This window comes from Alkalinema pantanalense CENA528 (genome assembly GCF_050753345.1).
GTDB classification, from domain to species: domain Bacteria; phylum Cyanobacteriota; class Cyanobacteriia; order Leptolyngbyales; family Leptolyngbyaceae; genus Alkalinema; species Alkalinema pantanalense.
Genome location: NZ_JBLZFX010000003.1, coordinates 18,210 through 38,871 on the forward strand (window position 1 = coordinate 18,210; position 20,662 = coordinate 38,871).

Annotated in this window: 20 protein-coding genes; 11 read left to right on the forward strand and 9 right to left on the reverse strand. The window is 48.3% G+C overall.

Translation table 11 applies throughout. The features are described 5' to 3' along the window. Positions 1–82 precede the first annotated feature (82 nt). Positions 83–1,216: a sensor histidine kinase gene (locus ACN4EG_RS01400; protein WP_431627366.1), complete on the reverse strand. Its 1,134-nt coding sequence runs from the start codon at positions 1,214–1,216 to the stop codon at positions 83–85. 608 nt (positions 1,217–1,824) lie between these two features. Here ACN4EG_RS01400 and ruvC point away from each other — a divergent pair. Beyond that, positions 1,825–2,325, forward strand: a complete 501-nt coding sequence (gene ruvC, locus ACN4EG_RS01405; protein ID WP_431627367.1) for a crossover junction endodeoxyribonuclease RuvC — start codon at positions 1,825–1,827, stop codon at positions 2,323–2,325. 29 nt (positions 2,326–2,354) lie between these two features. Here ruvC and ACN4EG_RS01410 read toward each other — a convergent pair whose 3' ends face one another. Together ACN4EG_RS01410 and ACN4EG_RS01415 are read right to left on the reverse strand one after the other, a co-directional pair. After that, a complete protein-coding gene (locus tag ACN4EG_RS01410) occupies positions 2,355–3,674 on the reverse strand; it encodes an outer membrane beta-barrel protein (RefSeq protein ID WP_431627368.1) in 1,320 nt (439 codons plus the stop codon). A gap of 139 nt (positions 3,675–3,813) precedes the next feature. After that, positions 3,814–4,917 (reverse strand): FecR family protein, encoded by a 1,104-nt coding sequence (locus tag ACN4EG_RS01415; protein WP_431627369.1) that lies wholly within the window; start codon positions 4,915–4,917, stop codon positions 3,814–3,816. A 452-nt stretch (positions 4,918–5,369) separates the two neighbouring features. On the opposite strand from ACN4EG_RS01415, the gene ACN4EG_RS01420 reads away from it, so the two are divergent. The 3 genes from ACN4EG_RS01420 (at position 5,370) to ACN4EG_RS01430 (ending at position 7,545) form a co-directional block, all read left to right on the forward strand. Next, on the forward strand, positions 5,370–5,915 hold the full coding sequence (locus tag ACN4EG_RS01420) for a pyridoxamine 5'-phosphate oxidase family protein (protein WP_431627370.1): 546 nt from the start codon (positions 5,370–5,372) through the stop codon (positions 5,913–5,915). A 410-nt stretch (positions 5,916–6,325) separates the two neighbouring features. Beyond that, complete coding sequence (locus tag ACN4EG_RS01425; protein WP_431627371.1) at positions 6,326–6,571, forward strand: hypothetical protein; 246 nt, start codon at positions 6,326–6,328, stop codon at positions 6,569–6,571. A 341-nt stretch (positions 6,572–6,912) separates the two neighbouring features. Next, entirely contained in the window at positions 6,913–7,545 is a 633-nt protein-coding gene (locus tag ACN4EG_RS01430; protein WP_431627372.1) for a hypothetical protein, read from the forward strand. A 93-nt stretch (positions 7,546–7,638) separates the two neighbouring features. On the opposite strand, the gene ACN4EG_RS01435 is transcribed toward ACN4EG_RS01430, so the two are convergent. The 3 genes from ACN4EG_RS01435 to ACN4EG_RS01445 all read right to left on the reverse strand — a co-directional run bounded on the left by ACN4EG_RS01435 (position 7,639) and on the right by ACN4EG_RS01445 (position 9,886). After that, positions 7,639–8,373 carry a TIGR04283 family arsenosugar biosynthesis glycosyltransferase gene (locus tag ACN4EG_RS01435; RefSeq protein ID WP_431627373.1) on the reverse strand — a complete coding sequence of 245 codons (735 nt, stop codon included), beginning with the start codon at positions 8,371–8,373 and terminating at the stop codon, positions 7,639–7,641. A 23-nt stretch (positions 8,374–8,396) separates the two neighbouring features. Further along, entirely contained in the window at positions 8,397–9,140 is a 744-nt protein-coding gene (locus ACN4EG_RS01440; RefSeq protein WP_431627374.1) for a type 1 glutamine amidotransferase, read from the reverse strand. 194 nt (positions 9,141–9,334) lie between these two features. Next, on the reverse strand, positions 9,335–9,886 hold the full coding sequence (locus ACN4EG_RS01445) for an SH3 domain-containing protein (protein ID WP_431627375.1): 552 nt from the start codon (positions 9,884–9,886) through the stop codon (positions 9,335–9,337). 338 nt (positions 9,887–10,224) lie between these two features. Between ACN4EG_RS01445 and ACN4EG_RS01450 the strand changes: the two genes are divergently transcribed. Genes ACN4EG_RS01450 through ACN4EG_RS01460 form a run of 3 tightly spaced genes read left to right on the forward strand, consistent with a single transcriptional unit; the run spans position 10,225 to position 12,083 of the window. Further along, the gene (locus ACN4EG_RS01450) at positions 10,225–10,644 is read left to right on the forward strand and encodes a BlaI/MecI/CopY family transcriptional regulator (protein ID WP_431627376.1); all 420 of its coding nucleotides are present in this window, start codon (positions 10,225–10,227) and stop codon (positions 10,642–10,644) included. Next, positions 10,644–11,483 (forward strand): M56 family metallopeptidase, encoded by an 840-nt coding sequence (locus ACN4EG_RS01455; RefSeq protein ID WP_431627377.1) that lies wholly within the window; start codon positions 10,644–10,646, stop codon positions 11,481–11,483. The genes ACN4EG_RS01450 and ACN4EG_RS01455 overlap by 1 nt, the downstream gene beginning before the upstream one ends. Positions 11,484–11,507: 24 nt before the next feature. Then, complete coding sequence (locus tag ACN4EG_RS01460) at positions 11,508–12,083, forward strand: hypothetical protein (protein WP_431627378.1); 576 nt, start codon at positions 11,508–11,510, stop codon at positions 12,081–12,083. Here the strand turns inward: ACN4EG_RS01460 and ACN4EG_RS01465 are convergent. Then, positions 12,007–13,212, reverse strand: a complete 1,206-nt coding sequence (locus ACN4EG_RS01465) for a DNA cytosine methyltransferase (RefSeq protein ID WP_431627379.1) — start codon at positions 13,210–13,212, stop codon at positions 12,007–12,009. The two genes, ACN4EG_RS01460 and ACN4EG_RS01465, sit on opposite strands and share 77 nt — an antisense overlap. Before the next feature lie 820 nt (positions 13,213–14,032). On the opposite strand from ACN4EG_RS01465, the gene hpnH reads away from it, so the two are divergent. From hpnH to ACN4EG_RS01485, 4 genes are all read left to right on the forward strand, one after another. Beyond that, positions 14,033–15,052: an adenosyl-hopene transferase HpnH gene (gene hpnH, locus ACN4EG_RS01470; protein ID WP_431627380.1), complete on the forward strand. Its 1,020-nt coding sequence runs from the start codon at positions 14,033–14,035 to the stop codon at positions 15,050–15,052. Between the two features lie 355 nt (positions 15,053–15,407). Then, the gene (locus ACN4EG_RS01475) at positions 15,408–15,755 is read left to right on the forward strand and encodes a LysM peptidoglycan-binding domain-containing protein (RefSeq protein ID WP_431627381.1); all 348 of its coding nucleotides are present in this window, start codon (positions 15,408–15,410) and stop codon (positions 15,753–15,755) included. Positions 15,756–15,921: 166 nt separating this feature from the next. Next, a complete protein-coding gene (gene recJ / locus ACN4EG_RS01480) occupies positions 15,922–17,979 on the forward strand; it encodes a single-stranded-DNA-specific exonuclease RecJ (RefSeq protein ID WP_431627382.1) in 2,058 nt (685 codons plus the stop codon). 229 nt (positions 17,980–18,208) lie between these two features. Beyond that, positions 18,209–18,382 carry a hypothetical protein gene (locus ACN4EG_RS01485; RefSeq protein WP_431627383.1) on the forward strand — a complete coding sequence of 58 codons (174 nt, stop codon included), beginning with the start codon at positions 18,209–18,211 and terminating at the stop codon, positions 18,380–18,382. 516 nt (positions 18,383–18,898) lie between these two features. Here the strand turns inward: ACN4EG_RS01485 and ACN4EG_RS01490 are convergent. Both ACN4EG_RS01490 and ACN4EG_RS01495 read right to left on the reverse strand, forming a co-directional pair. Then, entirely contained in the window at positions 18,899–20,038 is a 1,140-nt protein-coding gene (locus tag ACN4EG_RS01490) for a hypothetical protein (RefSeq protein WP_431627384.1), read from the reverse strand. Next, positions 20,035–20,565, reverse strand: a complete 531-nt coding sequence (locus tag ACN4EG_RS01495; RefSeq protein ID WP_431627385.1) for a DUF4365 domain-containing protein — start codon at positions 20,563–20,565, stop codon at positions 20,035–20,037. Before ACN4EG_RS01495 ends, ACN4EG_RS01490 begins: the two co-directional genes overlap by 4 nt. Between the last annotated feature and the right edge of the window lie 97 nt (positions 20,566–20,662).

Below are 20,662 nucleotides of genomic sequence, written 5' to 3' on the forward strand. Positions count from 1 at the left end.
AGCAGGGAGTCAGTCCTAACCTTAAAAAACTCCATCCGAAGAGAATTTGGAGGTAGGATTGTTTTTACTTGAATATTTCGTCTTAATAGGCAGGCAAAAGTACGGTAAAAGCACTCCCTTGCCCAGCTTGCGATTGCACTGTAATGTTGCCTTGGTGGGCTTCTACAATGCGTCGCGTCAGATGTAGCCCTAAGCCACTCCCGGATTTCTTATGTTTACCTTGGACAAAACTCTCAAAGAGGGAGGCTTGTTCTTCCGGCGGAATACCTTGGCCAGTGTCCTCAACTTTCACCTGAATCATGGGACGCGGGGCATCCGTGGGCAAGAGAACACCTTGGGTAGCTGTAACTGCAATTTTCACACAACCCACATCGGTGAACTTGATAGCATTGCCAATCAAATTGGTCAGCACTCGGTAAAGTTCCAAGCGATCGCCTTTGACTAACAGCATGGCTTCCTGACCCGGGATCGCAGTCGCATCCAGTTGTAGTCCTTTGTCGATCGCCAGCGGAGAGAGTTCCTTAACCACATCCTGGGTCAACCCTGCCAGATCAACGGGCGAGAAATTTAAGGTTTTTCGACCTGCTTCATAGCGATAAACTTCCAGCAAAGTGTTTACTAACGTCAGTAAATTATTATTGCTGCGACTCATGATGTCGATCGCTTCCAGGACATCCGGTGGCAACTCACCCATCACGCCTTGGGCCAGTAAACTGAGCATACGATCGGCTGCCACTAAGGGAGTTCGTAGGTCATGAGTCAAGCGCGACACAAAGTCTTCCCGTTGGCGAGCAATTTGATCGCGTTCATCCACACTATGCTTCAGCCGCAGCAGCGATCGAACTCGAGCCAGCAGTTCGTCAAATTCCACAGGCTTGCGAATAAAATCATCGGCCCCGATGTCCAAGCCCCGCGCCACACTCAGTTGGTCATAGGCTGTAATTAACAAAATAGGAATAAATGGTAAAGCAGTATTCTGCCGAACGCGACGGGTGACTTCATAGCCATCCATCACGGGCATCATGACATCCAATAAAATCAGATCAGGTTGCCAAGTCTCAATCTTGAGCAGCGCTTCCTGTCCATTTTCTGCGATATCAATGTGATAGCCTTCTTCTTGCAACAAACTCTGAATCAGAAAGCTGTTATCGGCAGAGTCATCTACGACAAGGATGTGATCGACTTTGGTGGGTTTAGCAAAAGGTGAGTGGTTCATGCAATCTCACAAAGCAAAGTGTCGCAATGAGACAAGCAGGACAAAAATAGGAATGATAAGGCGTCAAACTTTAGCAATTTTAGAAACTTTAACAAAGCAAGATTTTCTGGAAAATCACTAGTTAGAAAGACATTGAATTAGAAAGATGTTTAATCCGTTAATGCGCTAACAATGATGAGCTTGATGGTCAGTCACTATAGAAATCAGTCAGTGAGATCATTGATCACAACTTTCGCCAATTCACGACTTTACTCAATTCATGACTTTACTCAATTCGCTTTAATCATTTAAAAGACTTAATCACTTAGATTACTTAGGAGGATCAATCAGACTCAGTCAATTGTATGAGGGATTTAATTAATGGGATTTAATTAATGGGATTTAATTAATGGGATTCAATTAATCGTTCTGTTCCTCCTACGGAAACTTTAGTGAGATCAACCAGTGGAATCAATTCGCGGAATTCACCATTAATCAACCCGCAGGCTTTAATCCTACGACAGATTCCTAGAAAAGATCTTGTCAGGTTAAGGGTCGATCGACAAGTCTTTCAGGGTAGAGCCCTTTCATTTTATGCATCCAGTCTACAGACTAGCCTCCATTACAGTATGACATCAACAACAACACGGATCCTTGGATTGGATCCTGGGTTAGCAACCTTGGGATTTGGGGCATTGGATTGCCAATCGGCCTATCAACGACAGGCCGCCGTAGTAACGGTGATGGACTATGGAGTTGTGCGTACAACAGCAGGACAGGACTTGGGCCAACGGCTGATTACGTTGTATGACGATCTACACCTTTTAATTGAAGCGGTACAGCCCGATTTAGTTGCGATCGAAAAGCTATTTTTTTACAAAATGGGCAACACAATTCTAGTCGCCCAAGCTCGGGGGGTCATTCTGCTAGTCCTGGCCCAGCACAATCTGCCCCTAGTAGAATTTACACCCGCCCAAATTAAGCAAGCCCTAACGGGGTACGGCAATGCTGATAAGCATGCTGTACAGGAAGCCGTTGCCCGAGAGCTGAACCTAGCCACGATTCCCAAACCAGATGATGCTGCCGATGGATTAGCCGTAGCCTTAACCGCTTGGTATCAAAACCTATAAAGTCTGCTAGAAAGTCGCCTATAAAGCCTCTAAAACAAAGGAATGTTAACACCCAAACTAATGCCAACGGAAAGATTATTGGGATTGTTATCTGAGTTAGACGATCGACCAAACAGATAGGACACATTGCCTGCAACAAACACATCACGGCTAATGTTGTAAATGGCCATGGCACTGACCTGATGCTCTGTGTCAAAGCGATCGACTTGGGTGTAGTCCTTGAAGCTGAGGCGATAGTCCAAGGCTCCTTGTAGCTGAGGGGTAATGTCATAACGGAGTCTAGCCCCCAAGGTATGGTTCAGCCGACTTTGATCATCCGGATCAGCAAAACTGGCTCGCAGTTCATAGGACGTATCTAGCCGCAATTTTTTCCCAAGTTGACTTTGGTTGCCTAGGATGAATTGTAGGGAATTATCCCGCAGCAGTCGATCGCCACCGTCCGATCGATACAAGTTTTCCTGCACCCAGCCCAATTGCCCGTAGGTACCCGGCGCTAGGCGTTGCTGGATTGCGACATTCAAGTTAACGCTGTTGTAATTAGAATCCCCTCGATTCGCAAACCGGACTAAGTTCCCCCCCGCCAAGGCAATCAAACGGGTGGAATCACCTAACTTCGGCGTTGCCAGCAGCATTGCGCCATTGACAAACACCGTATCGCTGGGGGCAAAGTCCCGCAGTGACGTGATGTTAGAACTGGTAAAAGCCGACGATCGCAGTAACAGTTGCACTGTGGGTTGCTTACGGAGAAGCGCAGCCGGTTTTGTGGGTTTTATGGGTTGTAGGGGCTGAATTTCCCCCAGTTCCGATCGCACATCTGATTCATTCAACGGTTGTAAATCCTCTTCCTCTGGGCGAGTGGGATTTGTTGGATCGGTTGCTTGAGCGATCACATCCGACGTTTCAGGATGCAACGTTTTAAGCTGTAACGTTTTAAGCTGCAACGTTTTAAGCTGTAATGTTTCAGGCTGCAATGTTTTAGGCTGCAATGTTTTAGGCTGCAACGTTTCAGAAGATATTTGCTGAGGTAGGGTGGAAATCCCCATAGGCGGCTGAAGCTCAAACGGTTCCAGTTTGATGGGTTGATTGTTAGGGGGCACGATCGAGGTTTGGGGAGCGATCGATTCCGGTTTGACTGGTTGAATGTCGGGCTGTGCAATCGATCGGGCAAGGACGATCGATTTTGCAGAATGGGCGATCGTGACTTCAGGTTGTGGGGCATGAACCGTAGAGGGCACAGGCGGTATGGGATCTAGTTCCTGAGCATCTGCTTCAGTCGGCATTAAAGCAACCGCTAAGCCATTCAGAACCCAAACGCTGAGCAAAGAGGAAAACAAAGTAGAACGGCGCATAGTTCAGAGCCATCTAAAGAGGGGGCAAGGCAAAAAGAGTGTTGAGAATTCAGAATCCTAATGATTGAGAGGTCAAGATTAGAACGCAAAAATCGGGACTGATGAACCTAGAATGGCACAGCAGAGACTGTACGATGACCTAACGAATCGGCGTTTGATTATTGTTATTGTTCGTTGGTTGGGGTTGCACCAGAATCACGGTTCCGTTAGTTGCAGAATTGTTGGTGGTGGGCGGGGTAGTGGGCGGTATTGTGGGCGGTGTTGTGGGCGGTGTTGTGGGCGGCGGCACATCGATCGGGGGCGGTTGATCAATGACCGGAGGCTGAGGACGGGGTGGTGGATCGGTCGTTACATCCCGGTTGTTTTGATACGTTGCAAGGGGATCATCGGTCGTTGTCGTAATACAATTGGTGGCCAGAGTACTCGAACTCCCCCGTGCGTTTAACGTACACAAGCCTTCAATTTGCGACTTCGCCACGGCTTCCTGCCGCCGCAGTACGGCCAAGGTGGAGGGGCGAATGAGGTTAAACGTCTTCTGGATTTCCAAGGCTTCCGCCGCGATCGCGCTGTTGTGACGATCGCCATCACCTAAGCCCAAGGCCAAATCCGTTGAGCCATACAGCAGCTTGAGATTAATTGTCGTAATGGGGCTGAAAGTGCCGTTGTTAATCATCAGCATTTCGCCCCCCTTGAGAATGATCGTTTCGCCCTTAATATTGGTAATTTTCAGATCAATATCGGCCAAAGCCAGGATTTGAACTTTAGGGTTCTCCGGGTTGGAGCCATCCACCACCATCAGCATCGCCATTTGCAGTTGATCAGGCGAAACGGCTCCCCCATCACTGGGTGGTAAAGTTGCCACCGTGCCACCAGGAAATTCCACCTGGGTGGCTGCTGCGATCGATTGTGAAGGGCTGAGAATGAGCGCGGTGCCATGGCGGAGATAAAAACTGCGCATTCCCGGCGTAAACCGAAAAATTGAATTTGATCCAATGCGGGCTAAGGATCCTTCGTTAAACAGCACTTCCGATCGGGATTGGCTGCCAGTCTTGACGGCATCACGGGGAACCAGCACATCCCGAAGTGCAGCCTTACGGGCAGGACGATTGTTGGGCAGCACCTGCACAGTATTGACGACTTTGTAAACTTCGCCCCGCCGCAACAAGTCAGACTGGGCCAACGCTGGCACGAGTCCCGGAACTACCGCCCCCACCAGGCAGATTGCAACGAATGGCAGTTTCATAAATTGCATATCCATTACCCGCATTTTCAGAAGAACGAAACGTGGATGACTGAACGACCCAGGCCCCAGGCCCACGATCGAGATGCCTAACATAATAGTGACGTAATTCGCTGAAATATTCGGCGTAATGCCGCTTTATTTCCCATTAGTGCCAGTCCAATGTCCTTATGCAAATTTTCAACTAGAAATTTTCCAGCTTACGTTTTTCACTCACCCTAGAAATTTGAGATCAAAAGGCTAGCAAGGTGCCGTCTCGCGTGCGCGGTCACTGGGTCAAGGTCACTCTGGGTCAAGGCTAATAATTTTGATGTAGAGAGTTGTCAACGCTGTAGCAGCGATTGCTAATCTCAGTAGATCTACGATGCTTTTACGATTCGCGATGGCCGATCGCCCATCCGGACGATCGTGGCGATTGGCCCTAGTTTTTGACCCTGTTCTCCATCCCCTTTGCTATGGCTAAGTTTTATCCCGAATTGACCGAAGAACTCCAAGATTTTATTCGGCAACAGCATATTTTTTTCACTGCAACGGCTCCGCTGCAAGGCCGGATTAATCTTTCACCCAAGGGAATTGATACCTTTCGGATTCTCGACACCCAGACAGTGGCCTACCTGGATGTGACGGGCAGCGGCAACGAAACCAGCGCCCACCTGATCGAAAACGGGCGGATGACGATTATGTTTTGCAGCTTTACGGACAAACCTTGGATTTTGCGGATGTATGGCACGGGGCAGGTGGTGCGACCTCGGGATGCCCATTGGCCCAGGCTGGCTGAGCAGTTTCCTACCGTTCCTGGAACCCGACAGATTATTCAACTGGCGATCGACTCTGTGCAGACCTCCTGCGGCATGGGCGTCCCGTTATATGAGTACGAGGGAGAGCGGCAGTCGTTAATTCACTGGGCTGAGAAAAAAGGTGAGGCTGGGTTAAAAGAATATTGGACAGAGAAAAATCAACAGACGATCGATGGCCTGCCGACCTATTTGCTGGATGAATAATATTCTATCAAGAAGATTTTTTAGGGTGTGTGGGCCGTCAAAATCGGACTTCAATGGGGGTAACCCTGATTGGAGAGGGGGAAAACCCTGGTGGATGGGCGGGATTCATCACAGTTTGTGAACTCCAAAACAGTTCTGGAACGGCTGTTTTTAGGATGTGAAGTGGGGAGGTCCGTAAATTCCCCGATCGGGTACTGCGGAAATTACGGAATCCTGCCTAGGATTGTTGTAGTTGGGGTTGCTGGAATACACCAGACAGATTTCGCAGGCTGGGTTCTTGGACAATCGTTACCAAAATTTCAGCGAAATCTGCATAATTCTAAGTCCGCAAACCTAAATCTAATCTAAGCAAACCTAATCTAAGTAAACCTAATCTAACCTAACTCTAAATTAACCGGAGGGTCACAGGTATGCCCCATCCTAAATCCCATCTCCAAAATGCAGACAATGTTGGCGGAGATGCGACCCAAGTGGGTCGGGATTATATTCAAACCACCCAAAAGTCTACTCAGTTCAATGTGGTGCTGCTGATGTTTGAAATCCTCGCATTGGGCGGGCTAGCACTGGGGGTTTATATGGGAGTCTTCCCGAAATCTAACAATAACCCAACTACACCTGCCAACCCAGCGCCCAGCGCGATCGAGCAGGGGAAATAGCCTAATCTACCATCTCTTCTATCGTAAAAATTGGTCGATCGTTGAGTGGAGTTGACTGTAATTCGCCCAGCGCGGGCAGCGACGAAGGCACGATCGAACCCTATCTCTCAACTCTAAGCTCTAAACTTTATCTACCTAAAACTTTAATTTGCTCTATTTCTTGACTGGCTACAAGCTTAGACGGTCAGGAAATTCAACCAAACATTAGATCATGCAAGGACAATGAGTGGTAGAGGTATTTTTCTCAAGTGCCTCTACCCACTTCTTAATGAATCTCATCCCAATGAATCTAATCCAAGACTCTAGCTTAATTTAATCAATTAATCTAATGGGAGATTGTCATGACTGACAACCATTCTCCAAACACTAACCCCAACCAGGCTGATAACCTATCTGATAACCTATCTAAAACCGAGCAATCTGGTTCCGCAGGGCACGATCTGATCCAAGTTGGACGAGACTATATTCAATACCTAAACTATCACGTGGAACAAGGCCACTTGGGTACTTTATTAGCAAACTTTGCAGTCATAGGGGTGATGGCCTATGGATTGCTCAATGGATTGCTAGGTGGTGCAGCAATGGCAACCCAAGTCTTTAATAAGTCATCCAGTAATCCTTTAACAATGCGGGAAGTGACCTGCGATCGCATCACTGCGGAATTCACTGCACTGAGCAACAAGCTAACCCAGCTTGAAACCACAATTCAGGCAAACCCTAGCGCGAAAGGGGAAAAGGGCGATCCAGGCCCCGAAGGGCCAAAGGGTGAGCAGGGTAAACCGGGACGCAAGGGCGATAAAGGCGATCCCGGTGTTGCGGGGCCGAAGGGTGAGCAGGGAGATCCCGGTATCCCAGGGCCAAAGGGGGATCAAGGCGATCCAGGATCCCAAGGGCCTCCAGGGCCAAAGGGCGATAAAGGCGATCCCGGACGAGATGCTCCTCAAGGTGTAAAAATCGTCCAACCTCCGGGCTAACCCCCTCGTGCGATTCCTTGGCAGCTTACAGATTTGAACGATTTCCACGCTAGAACGCAGTCCCTGGAAAGGGTGATCAGGACGATCGCAGGATCAACGATCGTGGCGGGTACGATCGCGGCGATACCAAGCTTTTAGGCGCTCCGGCGGAATGCCTAGATAAAATCCCAGAATCATGACTTGATTCCACAGCGTTGTTTTAAAAATACCGAGGGTTGCCCAGCGGCGACCTGAGGTCAGCACAGAGGCGGGGACGATCGCAAGTCGTCCCCGCTTTCTTAATTGCCGCACGAACACAAAATCTTCCATAATGGGCAACTCGGGAAAGCCTCCCAGATTGCGGAAAAGCTCAGCCCGGAGAAACAGCGCTTGATCGCCGTAGGGCAGTTGAAAGACGGACGATCGCCATTTCACCCCCCATTCCACCCAGCGCAGTCCCCACTGTGGGCCATCAATTTTTAATTCAAAGGCTCCGGCAATTACGGATTTGCGATCGAGGCTTTCTTTGATGAGACGATCGAACTGTTGGGGTAACTGAGTATCGCCATGGAGAAATAGTAAAATCTCTCCCGTGGCTTGAGCGGCTCCAGTATTCATCTGGTTTGCTCGCCCTGGATGGGAGTGAATCACCTTGCAACCTGCTGCCTGGGCGATTTCCACCGTGCGATCGGTACTGCCCCCATCCACAACCATGACTTCAAGATCGCCAGTCGCTGCCGCATGCAGTGTAACTAACGTTTGGCCCAAACCAGCGGCCTCATTAAGCGTTGGAATAATGACAGAGATCCGCTCAGAAGTTTGCTGCAACACTTGCTCAGAAATCCCCATGGCAAATTGCCCTAACTTCCCAATCAATTCAGCAAGATCCGATCGACAAATTTCGCCAAAAAGTCATTGGAATCGGGCGTTTCCACGGCACTATCCAGCACCCGTTGCAGGTGATCATCATTTTCCGTATAGGCTTGCTTGTAGATCGTTAAGCGCTCCACCAACGTCGCCCGATCGACTTCGGGATGGAATTGAAAAGCCCAAAATGGCTTGCCCATGACCCGAAAGGCATGGCAACAGGCGGAGGTATAGGCCAAGGACTGACACCCGTCGGGAGCCACGATCGCCCGTTCCCGATGCACTGCTACTGCCATAAAGGGATTGGGAGCATCCTGAAACAGTGGATCCTGGGGAGCCGTATCCGTTAACTGGATCGGAATTGTACCCATCTCGAAATCCCGATCGTCCCGAATAATTGTCCCGCCCAGAGCCACCGTTGCGAGCTGAAACCCAAAACAGGAAGCAAAAACGGGCATATCTGTTTCTAAACAGCGCAGTAGTAACCGCTGACTCGGCTCCAAAAATGGATAGGTTTCCGGCTCCAGCACACTGGCCTCACTCGCCCCACCCACAAATAGCCCATCGTAGCCGTCGGCAGCACTGGCGGGAAAATCGGGCGTATCAAAGACATTCAAAATCTCAATCTGGCTCGGTTCTAGCCCGGTATACCTAGCAAAACTGGCCAGTTCCTCCGCCCGCACCCTTGGCTTATCGCGAATTTGTAATAACAAAAGACGAAGCTGTTGACGTTGCTGCTGACGTTCCATGGGTGCCATCCAAGACTAACTTTCCATTTTAGAAGTCTTGGGTTCCTTTGCAGGATTGAGGACGTTTCAGAAGCAACCCTCTGCCCAGAATCCTTATGGCAAACCGCGATCGCAGTAAAAACAAAGATTGCAGTAAAAACAGGGCATTCGATCGCTCAAATACCCTGTCCATTACCTAATGATCAAAACGCGATTTATTTACAAGCTTCCATGTTCTTGAAGGGCGATCCTGTAAAGCCCTCAGAGACCCATCCTTCCAGGGGCTTCACGATCTTCACCCAAGTCCGTCCATCGCTCGCCTCTTTCATTTCTGCCGGATTTGCTAGGGTGACTTTTTCATTCATCGCGACACCCCCCACCACGTCGGCTGACATGGGTTCCTTACGCACAATGAGACCTAGCTTTTGGGTCACGACCCGGCAGGAACCTCCCGCAGGGGGCGTTACCGGGGGCTTACCGGGGCACATTTTGAGGTTGGCGGTTTGGACAAATCCTTTGGTCGGGGCGCTGACGGCAATGAGGCCATCCTGCGCGGCATCTTCCGCCAAAGTGACTTTAGTATCAGCCTTTAAAATAACGAGAGCTGTGCTGGTTGAAGAGCGCTCTTTAAAAACAGCGGTTTGTTGTTTGATGGCTCGGCATTGTCCTGAAATCCCTTGAGCCTGGGCAGAGGGGGCAAAACTAGACGCGACCGTCACCGCCACGATCGCCATTGCGGACTGGCCCCAGCGCAATAAATGATTCATTGACATTTTATGAAGTTCCTCAAACAAATAAGCAAGGGGGGTAAATGCTTGGATTATGGCATGGGATCAGAGGAAAACCGGAGATTCCTAAAGGGATTCTTAACGACTCTGCTTCATATCTTGAGATATTCTAAAAAGACTCCATAATAGTTATGGATTGAGAGACAAGCCTGTTCACTGACAAGTTGCTAATTCATGACACGGGTTCATTAAGCTGAAGAAAATTTGGTTGATGAATTGACTGTGTGGCTTGCATGGATACCCTAATGGGGTGAGGCTTGAACCCGTTTCCCCATCGCTTCCCAATCGCTTTCCTGAACTCTTTCTCTGAATAATCTATGACAGGCTTACCCAATTACCGACCACGCCAACTGTCCCTCGGCCCTCTCGAGCAGGAAATCCTCAATCTTGTTTGGGATTTAGGAACGGCTACTGTCAAAGATGTTCACCAACGCATTTTGAAGGATCCCGATCGTGAACTGGCCTACACCTCTGTCACCACCGTGCTGAAACGACTGACGGGTAAAGGTTGGCTGGCTTGCAAAAAAGATAATAAAATTCACACCTGGTCAGCGCTAATTTCTCGGGAGCAGGCTCGATCGCTCCAAGCCTACGAGCAACTCAATCGCTTCCTGTCCGTGGGCAATGTGGATATGGTGGCTGCCTTTGCCGATGAATTGGATCAAACCAGCTTGGAAAAACTAGATGCGATCGCCCAGCGGTTGCGGGAAATTCGGCAACAACGGGAGGGGCAGTAATGCATGAACTGTTGTTGGGGGCGACGCTCACCAGTGCCCTGTTGATCCGCCTTTGCTGGCAACCCACAGAACAGTTAAGCGACTACCGTTGGCATCGTTCCCTGGTGGCTTTTTTGCTGCCGCCTTTACTCCTGCTCAGTAGTGCGATCGCCATTCTCTGTATGGGGCCATTTGGATCCATGATGCACCACCAGGAAAACTGGGTCAGCTATGCGATCGCGGCGGGATTTGGGCTGGCGGCGATCGCGGTCATGGTTTATCTGCTGATCCAAGCGCAACATACCCTGCACAATCTTCGCCAAAATACCCCCACCCAGGTGCTCGATCGGCCCGCTTGGCTCTTGGAAACTTCCCTGCCATTCATTGCCCAAATTGGCTTTTGGAATCCTGAATTGGTGGTCAGTCAGGGCATTTTAGCCACACTAGACACAGAGCATTTGGACGCGGTGCTGACCCACGAACAAGCCCATCACCACTACCGCGATACCTTCTGGTTCTTTTGGCTCGGTTGGTTACGGCGACTAACGATTTGGTTGCCCAAGACCCAGGAGCTTTGGTTAGAACTGCTGACGCTGCGGGAATTGCGGGCGGATGCTTGGGCGGCCCAACAGGTGGATCCCTTACTGCTGGCGGAATCTTTGGTGACCCTCGTGCGGGCACCCATGGAGCAGCCAGAGTTTGGTGCTGCGTTGAATAGCGAAATTTGCCACGATCGCCTAGGTGAACGGATTGAGGCGCTGTTTAGTCCATCGGTGGATTTGCTGGGTTGGGATTGGCGATCGCTGGGTTGGACGATCGTTTGTCTGATGCCACTCTTACTGATTCCCTTTCATCACTAACCTTCTTCCATTGGTCTTGTCTTTTTGTCTTCCAACGTGCTGATTTTGCATCCTCAAAACGCCTATCAGTTTTATCGAACCTTTATTCTCCAATCTAATCAGAAAAAGGCCAAAATCTATAAAACCTATGGCTTTACGATGCAAGGTAGCGTCAGTTCTAAGGATTGGGAAGTGTTTGCAGCGATTCTCTTAAACGATCGGGCGAACTCTACAGGCGGTGCAGATTTGCTGCATTATGAAGTGAAGTCTGCGGTCATTGGGGGCAATTTTGAATATCAATACCACCGCCACCAAGGGCTCACGAAACTGGCCAATGATCAAGCCGTCGATCACATTTTTGTAGCGCGCAATGAAGCCTATACCCAAATTGAGGTCTGGCTAGTGCCTCGGGTCAAACTGCAAAGTACCTTCGATCGCTGGCTACCAGAACTGCAACAAAACTACCAAACCGCTGATAGACAACGTTTTCGCCGTTCAGTCACCCATAGCTTTGTCAAAAACCAGGGCATTCTTCTACTCAACATCACGGAAGGCAAACTGGCGTATGCACCGACATCGATCGAACCAATGGATTCAGAATATTCCCAGCAATCCACGTAATGACGGGGACACAGACCGCATCACCAAATCCAGTCAAGGCTCGATTGCCGTGGAAGGGTAACGGATAACTGTCCGGGACTCCTTGTAACCTGGCATATTCCCGCACCGTCATCAAGCGCATTTTAATCACCCCTTGTCCCGCTCGCACCAGCATTTGCCGACTGCTACCGCCGCGAATTGTGCGTAAACAGCCCGCCAGCCCGTCTTTACGCAATTCCGCCCGCTGATGGCCCTTGCGCACTCGCCGATACATGGTGCAATAGGAATGTTCCGGCAAATCCTGTACCTGTCGGAGATAGTCTAAATTCAGAGGCGACATCATTTTCAAATGGCGTTGGACTTCTGTCGGGTTCCACCAGCGATCGTCGCCATCGGCTAAGGGTTCCACCACCGGATTTAACCCCGTCATCACCCTTTCCGGTAGGGCAGGCACCTCCAGAAAATTCCACCGGAGATCTCGGTTGGTCAGGATCGCACGATCGAGGGCCAGGGTTCGCAAGGAGGACGATCGCTGGGTAAAACTCGCTAGATTTGAATTACCTGGAAATCCCTGTTCCCCCATATACATACCAATCACAAAAACCCGAGGCCGACTCTGGGGTAAAAAATGGGCCGCATCGATCGCATAGACATCACAGACATAACCTAACTGATTCAACTCCTGAATCGTTGCCCGAAAATCCTTGCCTCCATTGGAAATTAGCCAACCCATTACATTTTCTAGCATCACCAAGGGCGGCCTCTGGGCTTGATGACGCAAAATCCGCGTAAATCCCCAAAAGGCTCTAGAATACTGCCCTCGCAGCCCCTTAAGTTTACCAGCGATCGACAAATCGCTACAGGGAAAGGAGGCCGTTGCAAGGACTGTACTAGGAATTTCTGAATGGCAGACTGAAAAAATATCCTGCACTCGGTAATGATGGCTAGCTTCCCCAAAAAAAGCCGAGTACATTTCAAACTTATCCGGAGCCCAATCATTGGCAAACACCACTTTCCAGCCTGCTTGCTCTAGGCCCAAACGCACCAAACCAATGCCTGCAAAATATTCTGCACAGGTGAGAGGATAGGTCGCAATGGCAGCCTCTTTTCCATAGATTTGCGTTGTCCGTTGCATGACTGGAAAATTCATACTGCCCACACCCTACTGCTCACAATACTGCTCAACTCAACCTGCGATCGAACACCTGCAAAAGTTACATAATCCTCCTAGACTGCACAACAAGACCGCACGATACATTAAAAAATGCATGCTCGATTTCATGCTCTATGTCACAACGGACTGACTGCATAAAGTGGGCAATGTATCGCCTGCGCAATCTAGACGTAATCTATAATTTGCGCAATGCATAACCTGTCGAACAGAGATTACCCCGGTCACTATTGACAATGTAGAGTGAAATCCTCCAAAGGTTCCAAGTGCTTGGTAACTAGCTTTTTAGGCTACATCCTATTTGGTCGCCGGAGTAATAACTGTTTAATTGAGTTTAATTGGGTCAGATTCGCTGGGTCAGATTTTTGTAGTCAGATTCGTTTAGTCAGACTATAAAAATAACCCGCTGGACTGCCCCCAGGGAAAACCGCATACAGAGACGCTGATCCTCCCCCGATTCCGCTACAGATTGTCTCACATTTGCAGTAGATTTTGCAGTAATTTTTTTTGCAGCGATCGACCAACCTCAATCCTTGGAACAGCGGTTTCTGGATTGTCCCTAGATGACAAAGGGCAAAACTGCGCTGAATTCCGGCCCACGATCGTCGGATTGACCTAAGAATCCAAAATCTCTGCCTGGATCCCCAGAGAAATCGCGTAGACTGGATCTTATCGAAATGGCCTGCCCCTCGCTACGTGAGTTTCTTCTGCGTTGCAGCACCTACAGCGTTGCATGACTGGGGGAATCGACGTGCTAGGTTTAGAGGCCAGTCCGTGAGGAGAACCAGACAAAATCCCTATGGCTATTCAACTGCAACAAGCGATCGCGGTCGGATCGTATCTCGTCAAACAACGACTGTCAGGACGGAAGCGGTTTCCACTCGTGCTGATGCTAGAGCCGCTCTTTCGGTGCAATCTTGCCTGCGCTGGGTGTGGAAAAATTCAACACCCGACCCACATTTTGAAGCAAAATCTTTCTCCAGAGGAATGTTTTGCAGCGGTGGACGAATGCGGTGCCCCAGTGGTTTCCATTCCCGGTGGCGAACCCTTGCTCCATCCTCAAATTGATGAAATTGTCCGGGGGTTAGTGGCTCGGAAGAAATTTGTCTATCTCTGCACCAACGGCATTCTGTTGGAAAAAAGTCTAGACAAATTTACCCCATCTCCCTACCTGACCTTCAGCGTGCACCTCGATGGTCTGCGGGAACTCCATGATAAATGTGTCGATCGCAAGGGTGTCTTTGACACAGCGGTTGCTGCCATTAAAGCCGCCAAGCGCAAGGGGTTCCGCGTCACCACCAACACCACCGTGTTTGAAGGCACCAATCCCCAGGAAATGCATGCCTTTTTTGACTTTCTCAGCGATCTCAATCTTGATGGCATGATGATTTCTCCGGGCTACAGTTATGAGTGGGCACCGGATCAAGACCACTTCCTCAAGCGGGAACAAACTAAGGCCCTTTTCCGGGAAATTCTTGCCCCTTACAAAGCAGGCAAAAAGCCGAGATGGAGCTTTAACCTAAGTCCGTTATTCCTCGATTTCCTCACCGGGGAAAAGGACTACGCTTGTACCCCTTGGGGAAGTCCTAGCTATAGCGTTTTAGGCTGGCAAAAACCCTGTTACCTGCTCAATGAAGGTCATGTCAAAACCTTTAAGGAATTGATTGAGACAACGGATTGGGATCAGTACGGGAATAAGAGCAACAATCCAAAATGCCAAGATTGTATGGTGCATTGTGGCTTTGAGCCGACTGCGGCGCTAGATGCAATGCAACCGTCCAATATGGGTAAATCGATCGGGGCTTTGTTCGGCGCATAGTTGCTAATACCCAATCAATTTGTGATTGCAACCCATAACGATCCCCCTAAATTTCCCTTATTAACGGGACTTTGAGAGCATTTGGCTCAATTCCTGACTAATGAGGGCTGGGGGGGATCGGATCTGTCGCAGTGATAAATCATTTGGTATGAGGTCGAGCAGTTGCTAGGGTCGAGTCAGTGCTCTGCATCGGAATGCCGTAAACCTCTCAAGGAACGATCGAGTCCCACCGTTCATTTAAGTAACTGACTCAATAGGCAGTGGGGCTCGATCGTTTAAGCCAATGTTATTGGGAAATTTTTTGCCGGGAAAATTGACACGCCTGATTATTTGTTGGTGCAATGGGTAAACAACGATGAAATTAGGATTAAATGCGTTGATTTTAGTGGGATTGACTGTTTTCGCAGGATGTCGCGATCGCTCAACTCCAGTGACGATCGTAAATCGTTCCTCCGCTGAAATAACAAACGTTACAGCAAAGGGACCGGGATTTACTCAACCCGTGGGAACCATTCCACCGGGACAGACTCGCCAAATTTCAGTACAACCTTCTGGAGAAGCCAGTTTGCAATTGGAATTTGATGCCCAAGGCAAGCGCCATACGTCTCGTCCCGACGGCTATTTTGAGGGGGGTGGCAATTACAGAGTCAATGCAACAGTGGCTCCGGATTTTTCGGTCAAAGTAGAGACGCAAATTCAGTAACATCGTTCAACAACATCGTTCAACAACATCGTTCAACTCGCATCATGCGGCTCGCACCGTTTAGCCAGTCTAAACAAGAGATGGCAAAACCGATCCAAGGGACGACACCGCTCTATAATTGAATTCACCCATCATGCTGATTATTGTTAGTCCCTGACGTTGCTTTGTGAATGACTTCCCCTCCCAACCCAGTATCCCTGACCAGCGTTGGAACCTCTATCCCGCGCGATCGGATCAGGCGGTTAACTTGGCCCAAGCAGTGGGAATTTCGCCCGTCATCGCCCAAGTATTACTGAATCGGGGTATTGAAACGATCGACCAAGCGGAAGTTTTTTTGGATCCCGATCGAGAGGGATTACCTTCACCATTGGCAGATTTTCCGGACTTGCCCCTCAGTTTGGAACTGTTGATCCAAGCAATTAACCAAGGACAGCGCATTGCCATTTGTGGGGACTATGATGCAGATGGGATGACCAGTACGGCGTTGTTGCTGCGATCGCTACGCTCCCTCGGGGCCGTGGTAGACTATGCGATTCCCAGTCGTATGAGTGAAGGGTATGGTATTAACCAACGAATTATTGAAGAGTTTTACCATGAAGGGGTTAGTGTTGTCCTAACGGTTGACAATGGCATTTCGGCCTACGATCCGATCGTCCTAGCACGGGAGTTAGGTCTTACGGTGATCATTACCGATCACCATGATGTCCCAGAAAAAATTCCACCTGCCAATGCAATTCTCAATCCAAAGTTAATTGATCCCGATTCCCCTTACCATACGATGGCAGGCGTGGGCGTTGCCTATATTTTAGCCTTAGAGTTAGCTAACAGCCTAGGCCGAGGCCAAGATCTGCGGGAGATGCTGCTGGAGCTATTTACCCTAGGCACGATCGCAGATTTAGCCCCCTTAACAGGTGTGAATCGGCGTTGGGTAAGGCGGGGACTGCATTTGCTACCCTATTCGCAGATTCCAGGCATTCAAGCGCTGATGCAAGTCTCTGGGGTCATGGGGGATAAGAACTTGAAACCAGATGCGATCGGATTTCGCTTGGGGCCACGGATTAACGCGATCGGGCGCATTGGCGATCCGGTGACGGTGATTGAGTTGCTTACAACCGATGATGAAGGGGTGGCGCTGGAACGAGCCATGCAGTGTGAGCAAGTGAATAAGCAACGACAACAGCTTTGTGAACAAATTGAATACGAAGCTGTTGAAGCCTACGAAACTGGTGGGATTAATGCAAAAGACGATCGGGTATTACTCCTGGTACAACCCGAATGGCACCATGGTGTGATTGGAATTGTGGCATCCCGGTTGGTAGAGCGGTATGGGGTTCCAGTATTTATTGGAACATACGAAGATAATGATCCGACAGTGATTCGTGGATCGGCACGGGGCATTCCAGAATTTAATGTATTTGAGGCGTTGGAGTTTTGCAAAGAGCTCACGATCAAACACGGTGGACACCGGGCCGCAGGAGGATTTTCCTTCAATGCAGATAACTTAGACAAAATGCGATCGTGCCTCAGCCTCTATGCCCATGGCTGTCTGCAGCCCCAACATTTGAAACCATTAATTACCGTAGATGCATTAGCCAATTTTCATGATATTGACTATGACTTGTATTTAGAAATGGATGCACTGCATCCCTGCGGCATGGCGAATCCTGAGCCAGTTTTTTGGACGCCGAATGTGCAGGTGTTAAATCAAAAATTAGTCGGGCGAGGACATATTAAATTATCGTTGACCCAGGAGGATTGGCAGTCCGATCGTCCTGCGAAACAGTTAGATGCGATCGCTTGGCGCTGGGGGAATTATCATCCATTGCCCTCGGAGATCGATATTGCCTATCGCTTAAAAACGAATGAGTGGCAGGGAGAGATTTCAATTCAGTTAGAGGTGATTGGGGCGCGGTTGCCGGAGGAGTCAAGTTTTGCGGGAGTCGAGTTTGTGCATCGCGATCGGGCCTATCGCTGTCAGATGGTCGATCGCCAGGGTAAGCCAGAGTTACGAATTCGCAACGGGAAGGGAGAGATTCTAACGATTCAGAAGGGAGAACGCATTGGCAGCTTGGGGAAGCGATACAAGACAACCCAAGCTGTGGATGTGACGCAAGAACCCTATTACAGTTTAGTCAAGATGGCAGTAGGCGCTTGGCAGGAACGGACTGAATCCTTGGAGCCTGCGGGGGAACCATTCCCCAACCCGGAGTCCAAGCGAAATTGAGTGATAGCGAAGTGCTGACCCTGGCCCTGCTAATGGACTATCTACCCGATAGTACCTTTATATTATAAAGGATGGAGGAAAATAGAGATAACGTGTTCTCAGCTTGACTTAAATTTGCCATGAAACCTTATTTAATCTCTCCGAGTTGTGGGTCGGATGACATTATAAAAATGGTACGACCCGTCGTGGTAAGCAAAATTACAAGTGTCGGGACTGTGGTCGTCAGTTTGTGGAAAACCCGCAATGGCAGCCAAAGGGCCAAGACACAAGTGCGATGATTGATCGGTTACTGCTGGAACGGATACCGTTAGCGGGCATTGCACGGGTCTTGCAACTGTCAGAAAGTTGGTTGCAGCAGTCTGTGAATCGACACTATGAGCAGGTGCCGCAAAGACTCTGGTAAAACCAGCTATATTGAGCGGTTGAATAACACCTTACGACAACGAATATCGCGCTTAGGGATTTGCAAAGAAATAATATCCCCTCTTCATTCCCCTACCCTCCTACCCTTTTACTCTCTTACCCCTACCCAATTGGGATTTTATTTATGCGCTGTTCCCTTAGTGCGGCAAAGTTTATCGTTTTCCAAGAAGTTAGAAAACCACATTGGAGCCATTTGGAATTTCATCCATAATTACAATCAGAAGATTCGCCAGAAATTGCAACGACAACAGATGATGCAATATTTTCCATCCTTTACATAAAGGCGTTACTGCCGAGGGTTTCCAAGGCTTCCAGGGCGGTTTGGATTTTGGCTTTGCTGCGGGTTGCGTTTTTGAATTGATTCGCGATCGCGTCGATACTCCATTCGCCGCCTTGGGTTCGTAATAAGTCCCGAATGGCAGCGAGTTGGTCTTTGAAGTTTTGTTGGGTGGTTAGATTAAGAGGAATACTTCTGATTTCTGTTATATCAACCTTATCATCCAGTCATTGATGACCGAACAGTCGTTTCTCGCACTAAGCGTTTTTTATCAACTGACTCTGCAGATAGTAATTTATTCTTAACAATAGATTCACCTGCAATTTTTTCTTCAAGAGTTTGTTGAATAAGAGCTTTGTAAGTTTTGTAGGGTTTTGTAATGACTAGCTCCACGCCACTTTCAAATACTTCGTCGGAAATTTTGCCAAAGTAAGTTGTCCCATCATAGCGATCTCGCAGTCGAAAGGTTTTCTGTTCACCATTAATAGCTATTAATTCAGCAATAATTTCAATATACTCTGGAGAATCAGTTTCGACTTCATCACAGACCTGGATTGCGTTCCATGCATCCTCTACAGAAAGCACTGCTATTCCGCCCTTATCAGTATTATAGGAACCCCATTCAATCCGTAATTGAGCATTAATGTCAGTGAGCGACAATAAGAATCGACGATAACGAGATGCAGCTCTTTGTTGCAGTTTTGACATTAATTCGCGTAATTTATTGTTATTTTTACTGCTGTTGAGTAAAAAAATAAATTTATCCATTACTTTTTCAGCCAGTGGCTCTTCAAATAGTTCTAATTGTTCAGTTGGTGGAGCAGCCAATCGAATACCAAACGACCCTTTAAAAGTACAAAGGACATCTAAAGCTGTTTGGTCAGTAATCTCTTCAGATATTTTACCAGCAGTTTTCACAATACCTCCTTCTACCTGACCGATAGCATCTAATGTATCTTGCAAGGTAGAGAGAAATTGACCCAGTTTCTTTGCAGGGGCTTCTGGCTGAGTCGATTTTTTGTCAAATCCTAGATGAACATTAAGAATTTCACGTTTTTGCTCTTTTGCAATACGAGTAGCACTATCTAGATCATTAAATAATTCAGCTTCAGAACGTTTTTCAATCGCAGCGAGTACTCTAATGAGATCATACATCCGGTTAGCGAAATCAGGAAGCTCTACATCAAGAGGTAACAAAACAGAATACTCTTTATGCTCATTCAAGCTTTTCAGTTGCCAAATTTGATGATGATTTTTGACGGTTTCAATTACTTGCCAACGATTATCTTGCAAGTAATTAGCAATCACTTGTGGTTCTAGACTATGGAATTTTTCAAGAGAGATGGCTGGGAAATTCATAGGTCTTTGTCCGCAATTCGTTGCATAATCTCTTGAAGGGATTCTGGAGTGAGAAGGTTTTCACGAGGGATATGAACAGTTATGTTGGATTGATTGTTCGTTTTTGGTTTCCCTTTAAGTGACATCCAGTAAGCAGATTTTTGTAGTTTAGTGTTATTTTCAGTGACCTCTACCCAGGATGATAATTCTTTTGGTACGAGAACAATAATCAGAAGTTGGGGAATCCCTGGGTTTGGATGTATAAGCCGAGTATAGTTATTAACTGGCAATGGATAATGGATTTGCTTAGCCTTTATCAGATAGCTGTCAGTTGTACACTTGACCTGAGCGTCAAAACAGGGTGAGAGAACAGTTCCAATTTCACCAGGAGCCGTGACAGTAATGTCAATGCCTGCATTATCCGTTAATCGGGTAGGCGGTTGCATAGCATAGCCAGCAGCTGCGACGATTGTGCTGATGAAGGCATAGCTAAATTCCTCCTGCTGAGTTGTGCTATACGATTGTGTACCGGGACTAGATGAAGGCATTGAGACAGCAACAAATGAGAAGAAATGTCATGGTTGACAGATTAATCATTCTTCAATTGTCGCGCAAAGACTAGCTTCGAGATAGAACATGTTAAAA

Bases quoted from the DNA above. Each gene is read 5' to 3' on its own strand.
- ACN4EG_RS01440 (WP_431627374.1), bottom strand. From the start codon at position 9,140: ATGGAACGTCAGCAGCAACGTCAACAGCTTCGTCTTTTGTTATTACAA.
- hpnH (WP_431627380.1), top strand. From the start codon at position 14,033: ATGGCTATTCAACTGCAACAAGCGATCGCGGTCGGATCGTATCTCGTC.
- ACN4EG_RS01465 (WP_431627379.1), bottom strand. From the start codon at position 13,212: ATGAATTTTCCAGTCATGCAACGGACAACGCAAATCTATGGAAAAGAG.
- ACN4EG_RS01410 (WP_431627368.1), bottom strand. From the start codon at position 3,674: ATGCGCCGTTCTACTTTGTTTTCCTCTTTGCTCAGCGTTTGGGTTCTG.
- ACN4EG_RS01420 (WP_431627370.1), top strand. From the start codon at position 5,370: ATGGCTAAGTTTTATCCCGAATTGACCGAAGAACTCCAAGATTTTATT.
- ACN4EG_RS01400 (WP_431627366.1), bottom strand. From the start codon at position 1,216: ATGAACCACTCACCTTTTGCTAAACCCACCAAAGTCGATCACATCCTT.
- ACN4EG_RS01430 (WP_431627372.1), top strand. From the start codon at position 6,913: ATGACTGACAACCATTCTCCAAACACTAACCCCAACCAGGCTGATAAC.
- ACN4EG_RS01495 (WP_431627385.1), bottom strand. From the start codon at position 20,565: ATGCCTTCATCTAGTCCCGGTACACAATCGTATAGCACAACTCAGCAG.
- ACN4EG_RS01445 (WP_431627375.1), bottom strand. From the start codon at position 9,886: ATGAATCATTTATTGCGCTGGGGCCAGTCCGCAATGGCGATCGTGGCG.
- ACN4EG_RS01450 (WP_431627376.1), top strand. From the start codon at position 10,225: ATGACAGGCTTACCCAATTACCGACCACGCCAACTGTCCCTCGGCCCT.
- ACN4EG_RS01490 (WP_431627384.1), bottom strand. From the start codon at position 20,038: ATGAATTTCCCAGCCATCTCTCTTGAAAAATTCCATAGTCTAGAACCA.
- ACN4EG_RS01415 (WP_431627369.1), bottom strand. From the start codon at position 4,917: ATGAAACTGCCATTCGTTGCAATCTGCCTGGTGGGGGCGGTAGTTCCG.
- ACN4EG_RS01425 (WP_431627371.1), top strand. From the start codon at position 6,326: ATGCCCCATCCTAAATCCCATCTCCAAAATGCAGACAATGTTGGCGGA.
- ACN4EG_RS01455 (WP_431627377.1), top strand. From the start codon at position 10,644: ATGCATGAACTGTTGTTGGGGGCGACGCTCACCAGTGCCCTGTTGATC.
- ruvC (WP_431627367.1), top strand. From the start codon at position 1,825: ATGACATCAACAACAACACGGATCCTTGGATTGGATCCTGGGTTAGCA.
- ACN4EG_RS01435 (WP_431627373.1), bottom strand. From the start codon at position 8,373: ATGGGGATTTCTGAGCAAGTGTTGCAGCAAACTTCTGAGCGGATCTCT.
- ACN4EG_RS01475 (WP_431627381.1), top strand. From the start codon at position 15,408: ATGAAATTAGGATTAAATGCGTTGATTTTAGTGGGATTGACTGTTTTC.